Annotated in this window: 16 protein-coding genes; 5 read left to right on the top strand and 11 right to left on the bottom strand. The window is 36.1% G+C overall.

The features are described 5' to 3' along the window. Positions 1-5: 5 nt before the first annotated feature. Together FNW07_RS07120 and FNW07_RS07115 are read left to right on the top strand one after the other, a co-directional pair. A complete protein-coding gene (locus tag FNW07_RS07120; protein ID WP_185964630.1) occupies positions 6-1,286 on the top strand; it encodes a dicarboxylate/amino acid:cation symporter in 1,281 nt (426 codons plus the stop codon). A gap of 142 nt (positions 1,287-1,428) precedes the next feature. Continuing rightward, on the top strand, positions 1,429-2,457 hold the full coding sequence (locus FNW07_RS07115) for a T9SS type A sorting domain-containing protein (RefSeq protein ID WP_126743412.1): 1,029 nt from the start codon (positions 1,429-1,431) through the stop codon (positions 2,455-2,457). 49 nt (positions 2,458-2,506) lie between these two features. Here the strand turns inward: FNW07_RS07115 and FNW07_RS07110 are convergent, their stop codons facing one another. Together FNW07_RS07110 and FNW07_RS07105 are read right to left on the bottom strand one after the other, a co-directional pair. Continuing rightward, positions 2,507-2,920: a thiol-disulfide oxidoreductase DCC family protein gene (locus FNW07_RS07110; RefSeq protein WP_126743413.1), complete on the bottom strand. Its 414-nt coding sequence runs from the start codon at positions 2,918-2,920 to the stop codon at positions 2,507-2,509. 1 nt (position 2,921) lies between these two features. Next, positions 2,922-5,084, bottom strand: a complete 2,163-nt coding sequence (locus FNW07_RS07105; protein ID WP_126743414.1) for a DNA mismatch repair protein MutS — start codon at positions 5,082-5,084, stop codon at positions 2,922-2,924. A 144-nt stretch (positions 5,085-5,228) separates the two neighbouring features. Here FNW07_RS07105 and ung point away from each other — a divergent pair, with 144 nt between their 5' ends. Next, positions 5,229-5,897: a uracil-DNA glycosylase gene (ung, locus tag FNW07_RS07100; RefSeq protein ID WP_126743415.1), complete on the top strand. Its 669-nt coding sequence runs from the start codon at positions 5,229-5,231 to the stop codon at positions 5,895-5,897. On the opposite strand, the gene FNW07_RS07095 is transcribed toward ung, so the two are convergent. From FNW07_RS07095 to FNW07_RS07055, 9 genes are all read right to left on the bottom strand, one after another. Continuing rightward, the gene (locus FNW07_RS07095) at positions 5,898-6,482 is read right to left on the bottom strand and encodes a hypothetical protein (protein WP_126743416.1); all 585 of its coding nucleotides are present in this window, start codon (positions 6,480-6,482) and stop codon (positions 5,898-5,900) included. It abuts the gene before it with no gap. 11 nt (positions 6,483-6,493) lie between these two features. Then, positions 6,494-7,075, bottom strand: coding sequence for a DUF3575 domain-containing protein (locus FNW07_RS07090; protein WP_126743417.1), 582 nt, complete (start codon positions 7,073-7,075; stop codon positions 6,494-6,496). 73 nt (positions 7,076-7,148) lie between these two features. Continuing rightward, positions 7,149-8,081 (bottom strand): transglutaminase, encoded by a 933-nt coding sequence (locus FNW07_RS07085; RefSeq protein ID WP_126743418.1) that lies wholly within the window; start codon positions 8,079-8,081, stop codon positions 7,149-7,151. 21 nt (positions 8,082-8,102) lie between these two features. Next, positions 8,103-8,954, bottom strand: coding sequence for a substrate-binding domain-containing protein (locus FNW07_RS07080; protein ID WP_126743419.1), 852 nt, complete (start codon positions 8,952-8,954; stop codon positions 8,103-8,105). Beyond that, entirely contained in the window at positions 8,951-9,481 is a 531-nt protein-coding gene (locus FNW07_RS07075) for a GNAT family N-acetyltransferase (protein WP_126743420.1), read from the bottom strand. The genes FNW07_RS07080 and FNW07_RS07075 overlap by 4 nt, the downstream gene beginning before the upstream one ends. Next, a complete protein-coding gene (locus FNW07_RS07070) occupies positions 9,478-9,864 on the bottom strand; it encodes a VOC family protein (RefSeq protein WP_126743421.1) in 387 nt (128 codons plus the stop codon). Before FNW07_RS07070 ends, FNW07_RS07075 begins: the two co-directional genes overlap by 4 nt. Before the next feature lie 117 nt (positions 9,865-9,981). Then, the gene (locus FNW07_RS07065) at positions 9,982-10,851 is read right to left on the bottom strand and encodes a nucleoside phosphorylase (protein WP_126743422.1); all 870 of its coding nucleotides are present in this window, start codon (positions 10,849-10,851) and stop codon (positions 9,982-9,984) included. 57 nt (positions 10,852-10,908) lie between these two features. Then, complete coding sequence (locus tag FNW07_RS07060) at positions 10,909-11,265, bottom strand: translation initiation factor (protein WP_126743423.1); 357 nt, start codon at positions 11,263-11,265, stop codon at positions 10,909-10,911. Between the two features lie 125 nt (positions 11,266-11,390). Beyond that, positions 11,391-12,341: an isopenicillin N synthase family oxygenase gene (locus tag FNW07_RS07055; RefSeq protein ID WP_126743424.1), complete on the bottom strand. Its 951-nt coding sequence runs from the start codon at positions 12,339-12,341 to the stop codon at positions 11,391-11,393. 185 nt (positions 12,342-12,526) lie between these two features. Here FNW07_RS07055 and FNW07_RS07050 point away from each other — a divergent pair, with 185 nt between their 5' ends. Next, positions 12,527-14,503 (top strand): thiamine pyrophosphate-dependent enzyme, encoded by a 1,977-nt coding sequence (locus FNW07_RS07050; protein ID WP_126743425.1) that lies wholly within the window; start codon positions 12,527-12,529, stop codon positions 14,501-14,503. 41 nt (positions 14,504-14,544) lie between these two features. Beyond that, on the top strand, positions 14,545-15,234 hold the full coding sequence (locus FNW07_RS07045; protein ID WP_126743426.1) for a Bax inhibitor-1 family protein: 690 nt from the start codon (positions 14,545-14,547) through the stop codon (positions 15,232-15,234). The last annotated feature ends 44 nt before the right edge of the window (positions 15,235-15,278 follow it).

Raw genomic sequence — 15,278 nt, 5'->3', positions numbered from 1 at the left:
AATTAATGAATACCATCGAAAATAAAAAACCTTCCCTAATGGGAAATCTGACGTTCCAAATCTTAATTGCCATGACCTTGGGTGCAGTTTTAGGAATTGTAATCCATAACAACTGGGATGCTGAAGCTGCCAAGGAATTCAGTACTTACATTAAAATTTTAGCCACAGTATTTATTCGTTTGGTTCAAATGATTATTTCCCCTTTGGTATTCACAACATTAGTAGTTGGAATTGCAAAGCTTGGAGATATTAAAGCGGTCGGGAGAATTGGCGGGAAAGCTTTAGGATGGTTTTTTACCGCTTCCTTCATCTCTTTATTAATAGGAATGTTTTGGGTTAATATTTTAGAGCCCGGAATAGGATTAAATCTTACAGATGTAGATATTAGTACTGCTGCAGAAGTAACTGAGAAAACGCAGAATTTTTCAGCTCAAAATTTTATTGAGCACATCATACCTAAAAGTATCGTTGAGGCAATGGCGGGTAATGAAATATTACAGATTGTAATTTTTTCTATATTCTTCGGATTGGCTGCTGCATCTATAGGAAATCATGCTAAACCGGTAATTAATGCCTTAGATAAAACATCACATATCATCCTAAAAATGGTAAACTACGTGATGAAATTCGCACCGATCGGAGTCTTTGGCGCTATCGCTGCTGTATTTGCCATACGTGACCTAAACGATCTTTTACTGACTTACATTAAATTTTTTGGCTCTTTCCTCGTCGGAATCTCATCCCTTTGGGTTATTCTTTTGCTTGCGGGTTATTTATTTCTTGGAAAAAAAATGAGTGCTTTGCTGCAGCGAATTGTCAGTCCATTAATAATTGCCTTTGGGACTACCAGCAGTGAGGCAGTTTTTCCTAAATTAACTGAAGAATTGGAGCGTTTTGGTGTCAAAGATAAAATTGTTTCCTTCATGCTGCCTTTGGGATATTCCTTCAATTTAGATGGCAGTATGATGTACATGACTTTTGCCAGTATATTCATAGCCCAGGCATATGGCGTAGATTTAGATATTGGAACACAAATGACTATGCTTTTGGTTCTGATGTTAACCAGTAAAGGTATCGCAGGTGTTCCCCGTGCCAGCTTGGTAGTGGTAGCAGCTACATGTGGAATGTTTAAAATCCCGATCGAAGGTATCGCACTGATCCTTCCAATTGATCATTTTTGCGATATGTTCCGAAGCGCCACTAATGTTTTAGGAAATGCTTTAGCCACATCAGTCGTTGGAAAATGGGAAAAAGAAGATGATATTGAGTCAATTCCCTTAAAATAAATCAATTATTAACTCCTCTTTTGAGGAGTTTTTTATTTAAATTCACCTAATTACATTAATTTGTTTATATTTTTTTTATCAAAAAACAGAAACTAAAGCAAAATAATCTTATTTTTGATTCCAAACTTTAAAAATTTAAATTATGAAAAAAACTACTCTATTATTGTTTGCAATAACTTTATTTAGTTTTAGCACGCAAGCCCAAGTATTATTAACCGAAAATTCTACTGCTTTAACAGTGGGTAACATAGCATCTGATTTGACAGGTACTACTGCAGGACAAGGAGGTTGGTTGACTTATGTAGCAACTGGTGGAGCTAATTCAGATTTTCAGGTTGTTAACCAAGGAGGTGCTTATGGAAATGCACTGAGGGTAACAGGATCAAATACGGCTGCAAATACAAGATATTTATTTAAAGATTTAGCCGCAGCTTGGACTGCCAGAACACCAGGTAACAATATTGCTGAAGCAGATTATGATTTTTTTACCGGACCTGCTACAACAAGTTTAAACAGTATGCGTGTTGCTTTTTATGACGGTAGCGGTGCAAAAATATTAGGTGGACTACGTATTACATTAAATACAATGGCGATTACCGGTTTAGCTTATTATGATAATGCTGGAACATTGGGTAACTATTCATTCAATTTGGGAGCTGCAGGCGCTGTTGTTACTTTAGCTCCAAATACATGGTATAAACTTGGATTTAGTTTCAACAAAACTACCGGTGAGATAAAGTTTAAAGAAAGTACTGGATTATTCAGCGGATCTGTAATGGGTGCAGGTACCGGTACAGATATTAGTGAAATAGATTTATTTGCAGCTACTGCTACAGGTAACACTTTAGCGGGTAACGGGATATATGACAACATAAATGTTAAAGCATCTAGTACAGATACTTTATTGGGTGTATCTTCAAATGAAATTGTTGCTAATAAATTTTCAGTATATCCAAATCCTGCAAAGAATGTCATTACTATTTCAAATAACGAAAATATTCTTATTAATGAAATTACAATCTCAGACCTAAACGGAAGAATTGTTAAACATTTAAATTCTGCTGAAATTTCAGAAAATCAGATAAATGTCTCGGATTTAGAATCTGGAATGTACATGATGAACATTCAGTCAGACAAAGGTTCTTTGATTAAGAAATTTATTAAAAACTAGATTCCTTCCTTTCCATAATAAAACTCCTTAAGAAATTAAGGAGTTTTTTTTATAAAAATTTGGATTGCAATTCTGGAGTAGGAATTATGCAGTTGTCTTTTTTGCCATACCATTTATACCGATTTCTGGCTATGTAATCATAAATTGGGTTTCTCAAAAATACAGGGATTACTCTGAATAAAGTTAGCAGATTAAAAGCACCTCCCAATTGTCTGGCTATCTCAATTGCCGCGGTAGATTTGTAATAATAGGCGATGCCAGGTTGATATAAAACAATACTGTCTATGTTTCTCTGATCAATTCCGATATGTTTAAGAATTTCTTGGCCTAAGTCAGACTGTAGGGCTACATATCTGAAAATATCTTTTTGATCATTTTTAATCACAAACTGAACCATCGAATTGCATAGATTGCAAACGCCGTCAAATAGAATGATTTTTTTATCTTTTGGTAATACTTCCATACTATTTTTTTGCTTCAACCAATTCCAAAGCATCCAGACTTACTTTTGAAGTAAAGACACCATAATTGACCGTTGCTTTATTTTTTTCAATATTGTCAATACTTCCTACCGCTTTTCCGTCGACCATTCGCACTCTGTCTCCAACTTTTAAAACCGGTTTTGGTTTTTCTACCACTGGCTTTAATTTTTTTTCTTTTTTCTCTTTACGAATTTCTTCCACCTGCACCGTTACATCGGCTATAATTTCTTTCTTCTTTTCCTCCTTTACTTTATTCTCTTTGGCAGTGACCTTGATTTTTTTTGAATTTTCTATTTCGACAATTTTCAAAAACTCACCGATAAGGTCTTTTTTATTTTTATTGTTAAAATATTTATCTGCAATATCCTCGATCTTCTGACCAATGTAAATCGTTTTCTGATTGCTGTCATACAATTCCTGATAGCTTTCGAGTTTATGTTTGATTTTCACATTGATGTTTTCCATTTTTTTACTCTCCTCGCGGGCTTTGGATTCTTCCTCTTTTAGGGTTTGAGAGGTTTTTTCCAATTTAGAGCGTTCTTTCTGAAGAGTGGCAATAGTCTTGTCAAAACGTACTTTTCCGACTTCAATTTTCTTTTTGGCACGGTTGATTAAACCAAATGGAATTCCATTTTTTTGTGCCACTTCGAATGTAAAGGAACTTCCTGCCTGTCCCAGAACTAACTTATAGAGTGGTTCCAGTGTCTTTTCATCAAAAAGCATATTGGCGTTCATGGCAAACGGCAGTTCGTTCGCAAGAATTTTCAAATTGGAATAATGGGTAGTGATAATTCCGAAAGCTTCCCTGTGATAGAATTCTTCAAGGAAAATTTCCGCTAAAGCACCCCCTAATTCGGGATCGGAACCTGTTCCAAATTCATCAATCAGAAACATGGTCTTACTATTGCATTTTTTCAGGAAATAATTCATGTTTTTTAACCGGTAACTATAGGTACTCAGATGATTTTCGATCGATTGATTATCTCCGATATCAGTCATTATCCGATCAAATAAGGATGTTTCACTGCGTTCATGAACCGGAATCAGCATCCCGCTTTGTAACATTAATTGAAGTAGGCCGACGGTTTTTAGAGAAATCGTTTTTCCACCGGCATTGGGACCCGAAATTACAATGATCCGATTCTCCTGATCCAGCTCAATTGTTTGAGGATATGTTACTGCATTTTTGGCCGCATTCGTTAAAAACAAAATAGGGTGGAAGGCATCTCTGAAATACACGCGCCGATTATCAGTAATTGCGGGTAAAATGCCATTTATTTTCCGGGCATATTTAGCCTTGGCAGCAATGACATCAATATCACTTAGGAAATCCTGATATTGGGAAATGAGAGGTAAAAATGGTCGTATGTGATTGGACAATTGCTTCAGGATTCTGGTAATTTCTTCCTTTTCCTCATATTCCAAATTACTGAGTTCCCGGGAATATTTCAATGTGGTTTCAGGTTCAATATAGGCGATGCTTCCCGTTTTTGAACTCCCGAGAATGGAACCTTTCACTTTACGTCGATACATCGATAACACCGCCAGAACCCGGCGGTTCTGAACAAAGCTTTCCTTAATATCATCCAAATAGTTCAAGGCGTTGTATTGCGTAAGGGCGATACCAAAACTCTGGTTCACTTTGCCGCGAACCAAATTCATGTCCCGGCGGATATTGAGTAATTCAGGCGAGGCATTGTCTTTTATTTCACCATACTTATCAACAACTTCATCCACCTTTTGAATAATTTCACGGGTATATTCAACCTGCGAAGCTTTGGTATTGAGAAACGGATAATAATCGTCGAATTTTTTAAAGTATTGTAAAAGGACATTTGTCGTTTCAGAAATGGCAGCAATTTTCCTAAAACTTCCTACTTCTAAAAAACTATCTTCTATTGCAAGGAATTTGATTTCATTGGTAATTGCATCAAATCCATGATTGGGAATCGCATTATTGTTTTGGAAAGAAGCAACATATTCAGATGTTTGCATTAGAGCGTCCATCAACATTGCCTTTTCTTTAAAAGGAACGATTTCTAATGCTTTTTGTTTTCCGATATCAGTATTACAAATTTCCGAAATAGTTTCTAAAATAGTTGGAAACTGTAAATCCTGAAGGGTTTTATCTGTGATGTTAATCATTTTGTTTTTTGCGCTTTTACCTTGCAAAAATAGGGAATAGTTGAAACTATTGTGTGCGGTTTCACAAAGTTTTCGCAATTCTTTAAAGATGAAAAATTGTAAGGAAATGGTTCTTCGGTAGATTTTATGCAATACATTTGCGAAATGAAAATTACATTAGCCGATTCCTGGCAAAACATTTTATCAGACGAAATTGAAAAACCTTATTTTCGGAATTTAATTAATGAGGTTGAAAAAGAATGTTCGCTGCATACTTGTTTTCCGCCCAAGGAATTAATTTTTGCGGCATACGATTATACTTCTTTTGAAAACCTTAAAGTTGTAATAATAGGGCAGGATCCGTATCATGGAGATGGCGAGGCAAATGGGTTGTGTTTTTCAGTGAATGAGGGAGTAAATATTCCTCCTTCGTTGCGCAACATATTCCGGGAATTGAACGATGATTTGGGTAATATATTTCTCCCCACTTCGGGTAATCTGGAACGTTGGGCAAGACAAGGCGTATTGCTTTTAAATGCTTCCTTAACAGTTCGAAAAGATCAGGCAAATAGTCATAAACATTTAGATTGGAATATTTTTACAGATGCTGTTATCCAGAAAATTTCTGAAGAAAAAGATAATATCGTATTCTTGCTTTGGGGGAGTTTTGCACAGAAAAAAGGAGCAAAAATCAATCAAGATAAACATTTGGTTTTAGAGTGTGGACATCCGTCACCTATGAGTGCTAATCAAGGGAAATGGTTCGGGAACAAACATTTCAGTCAAACCAACTCCTATCTTAGTTCCAAAGGTATTCCAGAAATCGAATGGTAGTTAGTTTACCGTAAAAAGGTAATACGGAGGCGAATTGTAGTTCGTAGTTGACATAATATCCATATACAGATTCAGTCCAGTGCTATTTGAAACCAATTCAACACGATTCGAACTGGTATCATAACCAAAACCTAATCGGTAATCACCGGCTTGTGTCAATGGGACACCTACATTATACTCATAAGTATCATCAGCACTATTAAATACGCAACTACCTGATACATATGGACCTGAAATTGCACTTCCTTTTATAATTTGCAATGTATTTGTTGGAATTGGAACCACTTCCCATGTGCCGTCAGCCTTTTTTCGTTCTAAGTAATACGGAAAAATAAATCTGGTTGCATTTCCTGTAGTCTTGTATATATCCAGGAGTTCATCTTGTCCCACTTCTTGCTGATAACGCGAAAAATCGGCAGTAACAAAAATAAAATCCCCAACATTATAAGATGGCTCCGTTTCTACGGTAACTAAATCGGTAGCATTTAGATACACTACATTATAAAAACCATCATCATTGGTATCACAACTGGATAAAATCAATAAGCTGGTAGTAAGTAAAAAGTAATATTTTAAAGTTTTCATATTTTTATTTTTTAAAATCGGTAACCAACATTTAAACCTACTCGAGAGATTACATCCGGGCTTCTGTCAGTATCAATTAAGTTTTTTCCAAATCCTACTAATAATTCAACAGCTATTTTTTTCTGAAAATAGATTTTATAACCCAAACTTCCACCGAGTGCCACATCAGAATATTTACTTTTTTGGTTCATATAATAGCCATTTCCGTTTCCATCGACTAAACGAACCGTTTCTTTGAAATCCCCACCGTTAGCACACACGAATACTTCAGCGAAATAAAAACTGTAAAGCCCTTTGGATAAATTATACCGTGCAAAAGGAATGATTTCGTATTTTGGAATGGTATTTCTGTATCCTTCGTCAAAATCCTCGTTGATTTTTTTACTGTCGGCATAACTACCACTTAATCCCAATGAAAATCGAGGATTCAAAAAACGTTCATAAGTAAGATTGATTTTTGATGAAGCCACCAACGTTAATACATCGACACGAACTTCGTTTTTTCTAAAGTTGGTGGAGTCCGTTTTTGAGGTGGAATCCTGCGCATTCATAAATTGAGATGAAAGCAGCAGTATATAAAAGAATTTCTTCATAAATGTATTTTTAATTTGAAATAGCTAATATATAAAAAAAGGAATTGTTAAATTTTTATTTTGCCTAAATAAATCAATTCAGTGTTAACGCTCCCAAAATTTCTTCGTGCATGAATGGACCACCCGGATATTTGGCCGTATAATCGAGATTCAGCCACACCAGTCCACGCTCATCAATATGATAATGAAGTTGTTTGTCTTTACTTTCATCAACAAAAAGTATCTTTTTGACTAAATAATTGATTTCTTCCAAATCACTTTTCCCGCCAATTAATATTTCAGGATAAATGTGTCCGCCGGTATGAATCAATCTGGGAGTACCACCTATAGATTTTATGCAGGCGGCCATCAAAATGGAATGGTCGTCACAGTCGCCGGAGAGGTATCGCAATGACTCGCTGGCGGTGGCGATATAGTCCTTGCCCTTTGGATCACTGACATAATTCCACCTGGTATTTATTTCCTTGAAGATAGCAAAACACTGGATCAGGGTACGGTAATCGCCGTATCCTTTGATATTTTTGAGATGTTTTGTTGTGGCCATGATGGAAAAATTCCGCACTTTTGGATTTTGATATTCAATGGCATTAAGAACTTTCGATTTATTGGGGAAAGGGAGAAGTTTAGAAAGAATTAAATCTTGGGGATTCGGATTGTCAGACATGGAATACACCATAGACCGGTAATCTTCAAAAACCGCATTAAAACCATAATTGCCGAATACAGTTCCGAACAAAAGTGCTATCAGATACAAAGCAAGACAGATAATTATTACTGTTTTTAATAATCTTAAAATTAATTGGATTATAATTAAAATCAGGATAAATAACACAATCCGGTCAATTTGAAAATAGAAATTCAGTTCGACCGCATTTTTATGGATGATGATAAAAACCGGAATGGCGATCAGAATATTTAATGCAAAAATAATAACATTATCCCAGGGTTTTGGAACCTGAAGACGGGCCTTTAATTTTTGAAATGGAATATTTTGGAGTTTTATCATAAGATACTAAAAAGTCTAACGCTATTTAGTTTTTACTATTTCATCAAATGTAACTCTTTTATCAATAAGCGACAATTCGAGCAACTGGTTTTGAATTTCGTCTAACATTTTCGCATCTAATTGTTTCTGAGACCATTTTGTCAAAGATAACCATTCCTGAATATCTTTCAATTGCTGGTGATAGGTTTCAGCCAAAGTTTTATCAATACTGTGAATTTCTTTAAATTGGCTTGTATTCTGATTGATTATCCTCAAAATCTCAGTAATAGCTTCAGGTTGCTCCTCAAATATCTGATTGCGTACGGCAATCACAAAACACGGCCACGGAGTAGGACAATCGGCAATGCGCCTGAAAGTTCCATTATCTACAAGAGGTTTAGTCATAAAACGTTCCCACATGAAGTAATCGGCGGTTCCGTTGTTTAGCGCTTGAACGGCGCCGTCTATAGTATTGACAATTTCAAATTGCAGTTTTTCCGTCTGCCAACCCTGATTACTGGCATTGACATAGGCCATTAATTGAGAACCGGAGCCTAATCTGGAGATCGCCGCTTTTTTATTTTCCAAATCTTCTAATGTTTTATATTCCGATTGGGCATCAACGTGAATTCCCCAAATCAAAGCCGATTCCACATAAACCTGAACAATTTTACTTGGGTTTCCGGCCACTATGTCTTTTATAATACCTTCGGTAAGGATAACGGCCATATCCGTATCGGCATCTCGAAGCATCTGGCACATTTTTCCGGTACCCTCAGGGACATTGGTCCATAATAAATCAATGCCTGCCTTTTGAAACTCTCCATTATCAATACTCAGATGCCACGGAAAATTGAAATGTTCCGGAACGCCGGCAATTTTTATAGTTTTCATGAGAGATTCGGATTTTTTAATTCATACCAATTGCAATGTATATCCCCGTAATAAAACTGGCTTTTAAGCTGGAAACCGAATTTTTGCACAATTTTATTTGAATTGAAATTATCCACATTGACCGAAGCAATTAATACAGGAAGGTTCATGGTTTGAAAGGCGTAATCCAACCATGCTCTTGTTGCTTCGGTAGCGTAACCTTTACCCCAATGCTCTTCTTGTAATCGATATCCCAAATCGTAGAAATGGGTTTGATTATTCTCAGGTTCTGTAACAAATTTAATACCGGCCCAGCCAATAACTTCATTAGTCTCTTTTAAAACAACAGAAAATCTTCCAATACCATTTTTAAGGTATTGATTACTTACATTGTTAATTAAATTGATTGATTCGCCAATTGATTTAAAAGGAGTATTTCCTAAATATTTCACTACGTTAGGATTACTGTCCAATTTAAACATGGCTTCTGCATCGGAAATCATCATTTTGCGAAGAATCAATCTTTCAGTTTGTATAATTAAATTCATTTTTCTGAGTTGATTTTTAAAGGAGAAATAACGATTCTGTAGCCATCGGGATCCTGGAACATTTTTCCGTTGTTATTCCAATATGGATTTTTAGAAGCAATTACTTCAATGTTATTTATTGCTAAATTTCGAAGCAATTCATCATACTTTTTTATTTCAGTTGGGTATAACACCAAAATATCATCTTCATCAAAATGGTGATTGGCTTTTTCCGTGGATGTGGTAAACTCAAAATGCCAGTCTAAATTAGGTTTTCCAACGAAAATACCATCATAATTATTATGATTCTCAAAACTCCCCAATAATTCAAATCCTAGTATATCAATATAAAAGGATTTGATTTTTTCTAGATTATTGGTGTGTCTTGCAATTCGTAAATTCATATTTATATTTCAATGGTAATTCACTTTTAATAGCCCCGATAAGAGTGAAAATCCTTTTTTGTTTTTCTTTAAAACAAAAAAGATTGAAACGGTTAGCGGGAAATAGCTCCTTAAAAATTATTTAGCGGATAATTTCTTCAATGTATAAGCAATTAATTCGTCAACTGCTTTGTATGGGTCTTCGCTGAAAGTTCCCGAAGCACGATTGGCAATAATCGCATTGAGCGACAATGCCTGGTGTCCCAATAACGCCGAGAGTCCATAAATGGCAGCGGTTTCCATTTCCAGATTGGTTATTCTGTTGTCCTGGAATTTAAAGGAATCCATTTTAGAATTTAAGTTTTCGTCCTGGATGTTCAAACGCAGCACACGGCCCTGAGGACCATAAAAACCACCTGCTGTTGCGGTAATTCCTTTGTGCATTTTATCGCTTTCGATAATTTTTTCCAGTTTTTCGGAACAGGCAATCACATACGGTTTTCCTTTTCTGGCATCCCAGTTGGTATGACTTACGAATGCATCTTCAAAAGCCGGATTCGAAACACCGTCAATCAAATAGGAGCGGAGCATGTTGTCCAATCCCAATCCGTATTTCGACATCACGAAGCTGTCCACCGGAATGTCAGCATGCAACGAACCGGAAGTTCCGATTCGGATGATATTTAGGGAAGTCAGTTGTTCTTTTGGCTGTCTGGTTTCCAGATCAATATTGACCAAAGCATCCAATTCGTTGATTACGATGTCAATATTGTCAGGTCCGATGCCTGTTGACATTACTGTAATCCGTTTACCGTTTAAGGTCCCGGTTTGGGTTTTGAATTCCCTTTTTTGGGTAGAAAATTCGATAGTGTCAAAGAACTGTGTTATTTTCTCAACCCGATTCTGATCTCCTACAAAGATGATATCATGTGCAATATGTTCCGGTTTTAAGTTCAAATGATATACGCTTCCGTCCGGGTTAAGTATTAATTCTGATGATTTTATCATTAATTTTTTGTTTAAATTGTTTAAGGGTTAAAGTTCTAAAATCTGCAATCTAAAACCTTAGCCGCCAACACGTTTCACTTTAAATCCTTTCATTTTTAGTATTTCCATTATTTTATCACGGTAATCCCCTTGAATAATTATCGAAGCATCTTTGAAAGTACCGCCAACGCTGAGTTTAGTTTTTATTTCTTTAGCTAAAACTTTAAAATCATCATCACTTCCTTCATACCCTTCTATAATGGTGGTTGCTTTTCCTTTTCGTTTTTCAAATTTGCAAATCATAGGTTCTTTTTGAATGTATAATTGCTTCGCCTGTTCGCTATAGCTCGGGTCGTGTTCGACTTCAGGAATTGCTTCTTCAGGAATTGCCTTGTGATTGGGAAAAAGATTTTTTAATTGGTCTTGTAAGTCCATGCTATTAAAATTAATTAAGCGCAAATTCGCAATTTTATTTTTCTTTTAATCTGCGAATTTGTGGTTATTAAAACAAAAAAGACATCAAGCGAACTCAATGTCTTTATAAAGTATAAAATTAGGTATTATTTTTTGATTAAGCCCAAATCAACCAATCTTTCGTACAGGAATTCACCTGCAGAAATATCTTCGTATTTTTTAGGATTTTCAGCATCGATACAGTTTTCCAAACAATCCAAACGCATGTCGCTTACCGGATGCATGAAAAACGGAATGGAATAACGGGAAGTTCCCCAAAGTTCTCTTGGAGGATTAACCACCTGATGGATAGTCGATTTTAATTTATTATTGGTGTGACGCGATAACATATCACCCACATTGATTACCAATTCGTCCGGTTCTGCTATAGCATCAATCCATTCGCCTTTGTGATTCTGAACCTGAAGTCCTTTACCCTGAGCACCCATTAAAAGCGTAATCAGATTGATGTCACCATGAGCGGCAGCACGGATTGCGTTTTCCGGCTCTTGGGTAATCGGCGGATAATGGATTGGTCTCAAAATACTGTTTCCTTCGTAAGCATATTGGTCAAAATAAAATTCATCCAGACCTAAATGCAAAGCCAGGGCTCTTAATACATAAACACCTGTTTTTTCCAACATTTGGTAGGCTTCTTTACCAACCACATTGAAACGAGGCAATTCTTTAACTTCAACATTGTCAGGATACTCAGAAGCATATTTGGAATCCTTGTCGACGTATTGTCCAAAGTGCCAAAACTCTTTAAGATCGCCTTCTTTTTTACCTTTGGCATGTTCCTTTCCGAAAGAAACATAACCGCGCTGGCCACCAATGCCAGGGATTTCATAACTGTACTTAGTTTCTAATGGTAAAGAGAAAAAATTTCTGATTTCACTGTACAATTCATCAACTAACTGGTCATCTAAAAAATGCCCTTTTAAAGCAACGAAGCCAATATCTTCAAATGCTTTTCCGATTTCATTTACAAATTTTTGTTTACGTTCCGGGTCACCCGAAAGGAAATCACGCAAGTCAACACTAGGAATGTTTTGCATATAATCAATAATTGTTAATAACTTTTAAAGCTAAAAGCCTTATGAATACAAATATATAGAATAATTTTTAATAGGGATTTCAAAAGTTATCAACACTTTAAAAAAATATAACAAATCAAGGTCAAACAGTTATTTTTTTATACTTTTGAGGGCGTAAAAAAACACTCATTTATTACCATACAAATATGAATTTCGATAGAAAAAACCTGACTGACGATACCTTATTAGACTTATATAAAAGACTCCTCAAACCAAGATTGATCGAGGAAAAAATGTTAATCTTGATTCGTCAGGGAAAAGTCTCTAAATGGTTTTCAGGAATTGGGCAGGAAGCTATTTCTGTTGGTATTACGGCAGTTTTGGATAAAGACGAATACATTTTGCCAATGCATCGAAATCTTGGTGTTTTTACAGGAAGAGATATTCCGTTATACCGATTATTTTCGCAGTGGCAAGGGAAAGCCAATGGATTTACCAAAGGCCGTGACCGTTCGTTTCATTTCGGGACGCAGGAATATAATATTGTTGGAATGATTTCGCATTTAGGCCCGCAAATGGGCGTTGCTGACGGAATTGCATTAGCCAATAAATTGATGAAAAATGGCAAAGTAACCGCCGTTTTTACAGGAGAAGGTGCCACATCTGAAGGTGATTTTCATGAAGCATTGAATATTGCGGCAGTATGGGATTTACCGGTACTTTTTGTTATTGAAAATAATGGTTACGGACTTTCGACACCAACCAACGAACAATACCGTTGCGAAAACCTTGCTGACAAAGGCATTGGTTACGGAATGGACAGTTATGTCGTGGATGGTAATAATATTTTGGAAGTTTATAATCTGATATCCGAATTAAAAGCATCGATGATCGAAAGGCCACGCCCGGTTCTATTGGAGTTCAAAACCTTCCGTATGCGTGGGCACGAAGAGGCGAGTGGTACCAAATATGTACCTCAAGATTTAATGGACATGTGGGCTATTAAAGATCCAGTCGACAATTTCAGGAAATACCTGACTGAAAATAATATCCTTAAAGCTGAATTTGACGAAGCACTTAGAGCTGATATCAAAAGGGAAATAGACGATAATTTACTGATTGCAAATAGCGAGGCAGTTATCGAAGCCAGTTTAAGCGAAGAATTAAATGATGTATATAAACCGTATCAATTTGAAGAAGTTAAACCTTCTGCTGAAGTTGAAAATGTTCGATATATTGATGCCATATCACAAGCTTTGAGACAATCGATGGAGCGTCACGACAACCTGGTTATTATGGGTCAGGATATTGCCGAGTATGGCGGAGCCTTCAAAATCACTGATGGTTTTGTTGCTCAATTCGGAAAAGAGCGGGTTCGCAACACACCAATTTGCGAAAGCGCCGTTGTTTCCGCGGGAATGGGATTATCAATTAACGGTCATAAAGCTATAGTAGAAATGCAATTTGCTGATTTCGTTTCTACAGGATTTAATCCAATAGTGAATTTGTTGGCCAAATCCCATTATAGATGGTTAGAAAAAGCCGACGTTGTAGTCCGCATGCCTTGTGGCGGAGGAACTCAGGCCGGGCCTTTCCATTCGCAGACCAATGAAGCCTGGTTTACTAAAACTCCAGGATTAAAAGTGGTTTATCCAGCATTTCCTTATGATGCAAAAGGTTTATTGAACGCTTCTATCAATGATCCGAATCCGGTCATGTTTTTTGAACACAAACAATTATACCGAAGCATGTCTCAGGACGTACCCAAGGATTATTATACTTTGCCATTAGGAAAAGCAGCTTTATTGAAAGAAGGAACCGATGTGACGATTATCGCTTTTGGAGCAGCAGTACACTGGGCTTTGGATACATTAAGCAAAAATCCAAACATTTCTGCTGACTTGTTGGATTTAAGAACCTTACAACCATTGGACACTGAAGCGATTTATGCTTCCGCCAAGAAAACAGGAAAAGTGATTATATATCAGGAAGATACTATGTTTGGCGGTGTCGCCAGCGATATCTCAGCGATGATTATGGAAAATTGTTTTGAATATTTAGACGCACCGGTAAAACGTGTGGCGAGTTTAGATTCTCCAATTCCATTTACAAAAGCTCTTGAAGATCAATATTTACCTAAAGGCAGATTTGAAGCAGAATTATTGCAATTGATGGCATATTAAGAAATCTACTATATTCGATTAAACTTTAATTATACAATTTTATGAATACAGAAAATATTTTAGTTTCAAGGGCTTCAGATATTGAAAAAGCAACATTTTTTAGAAAAACCTATACGCATGTAGCATTAGCTATTCTGGCATTTATTATGGTTGAAACCCTTTTGCTTCAAACAGTTCCAGCGGAATTGATTTTCTCGATGATAAGCGGTGGTAGATTTATTTGGCTCTTTATTATTGGATTATTTTGGTTAGGAACTACGATATCCAATAAGTTAGCCTTTCATCCCTCACGGGAAAAACAGTATTTAGGATTAGGGTTATATGTTATTTTAGAGGCAATAATATTTTTGCCAATGATTGCGATGGCAGTCTCGTTTACAGGAGGAGATATAATCATGCAGGCTGCAGCAGTTACATTATTTATGTTTTCAGGCTTAACTGCCGTTGTATTTTTTACTAAAACTGATTTTTCTTTTCTAAGAACAGCGATTATAGTGGGCGGTTTCGTCTCATTAGGAGTAATTGTAGTGGGAGCTATTTTTGGATTCAATTTAGGATTATGGTTCTCTGTTGGAATGGTAGTTTTAGCCTCTGCATGTATCTTGTATCAGACGCATCAAATTAAAGAGCAATTTGGCACCGAACAATATGTAGGTGCTTCACTGCAGTTATTTTCATCGATAATGTTATTATTCTGGTATATATTAAGGATTTTTATGAGTAAGAAATAATTAATACGAAGATGTGAAGGTTTCTGAGAAGTAAAGGTATTTAA

It is taken from the genome of Flavobacterium sp. GT3R68 (assembly GCF_007109225.1).
Taxonomy (GTDB): domain Bacteria; phylum Bacteroidota; class Bacteroidia; order Flavobacteriales; family Flavobacteriaceae; genus Flavobacterium.
The sequence above is the reverse complement of the archived record's forward strand: the minus strand, read 5'-3'. Positions and strand labels throughout refer to the sequence as shown.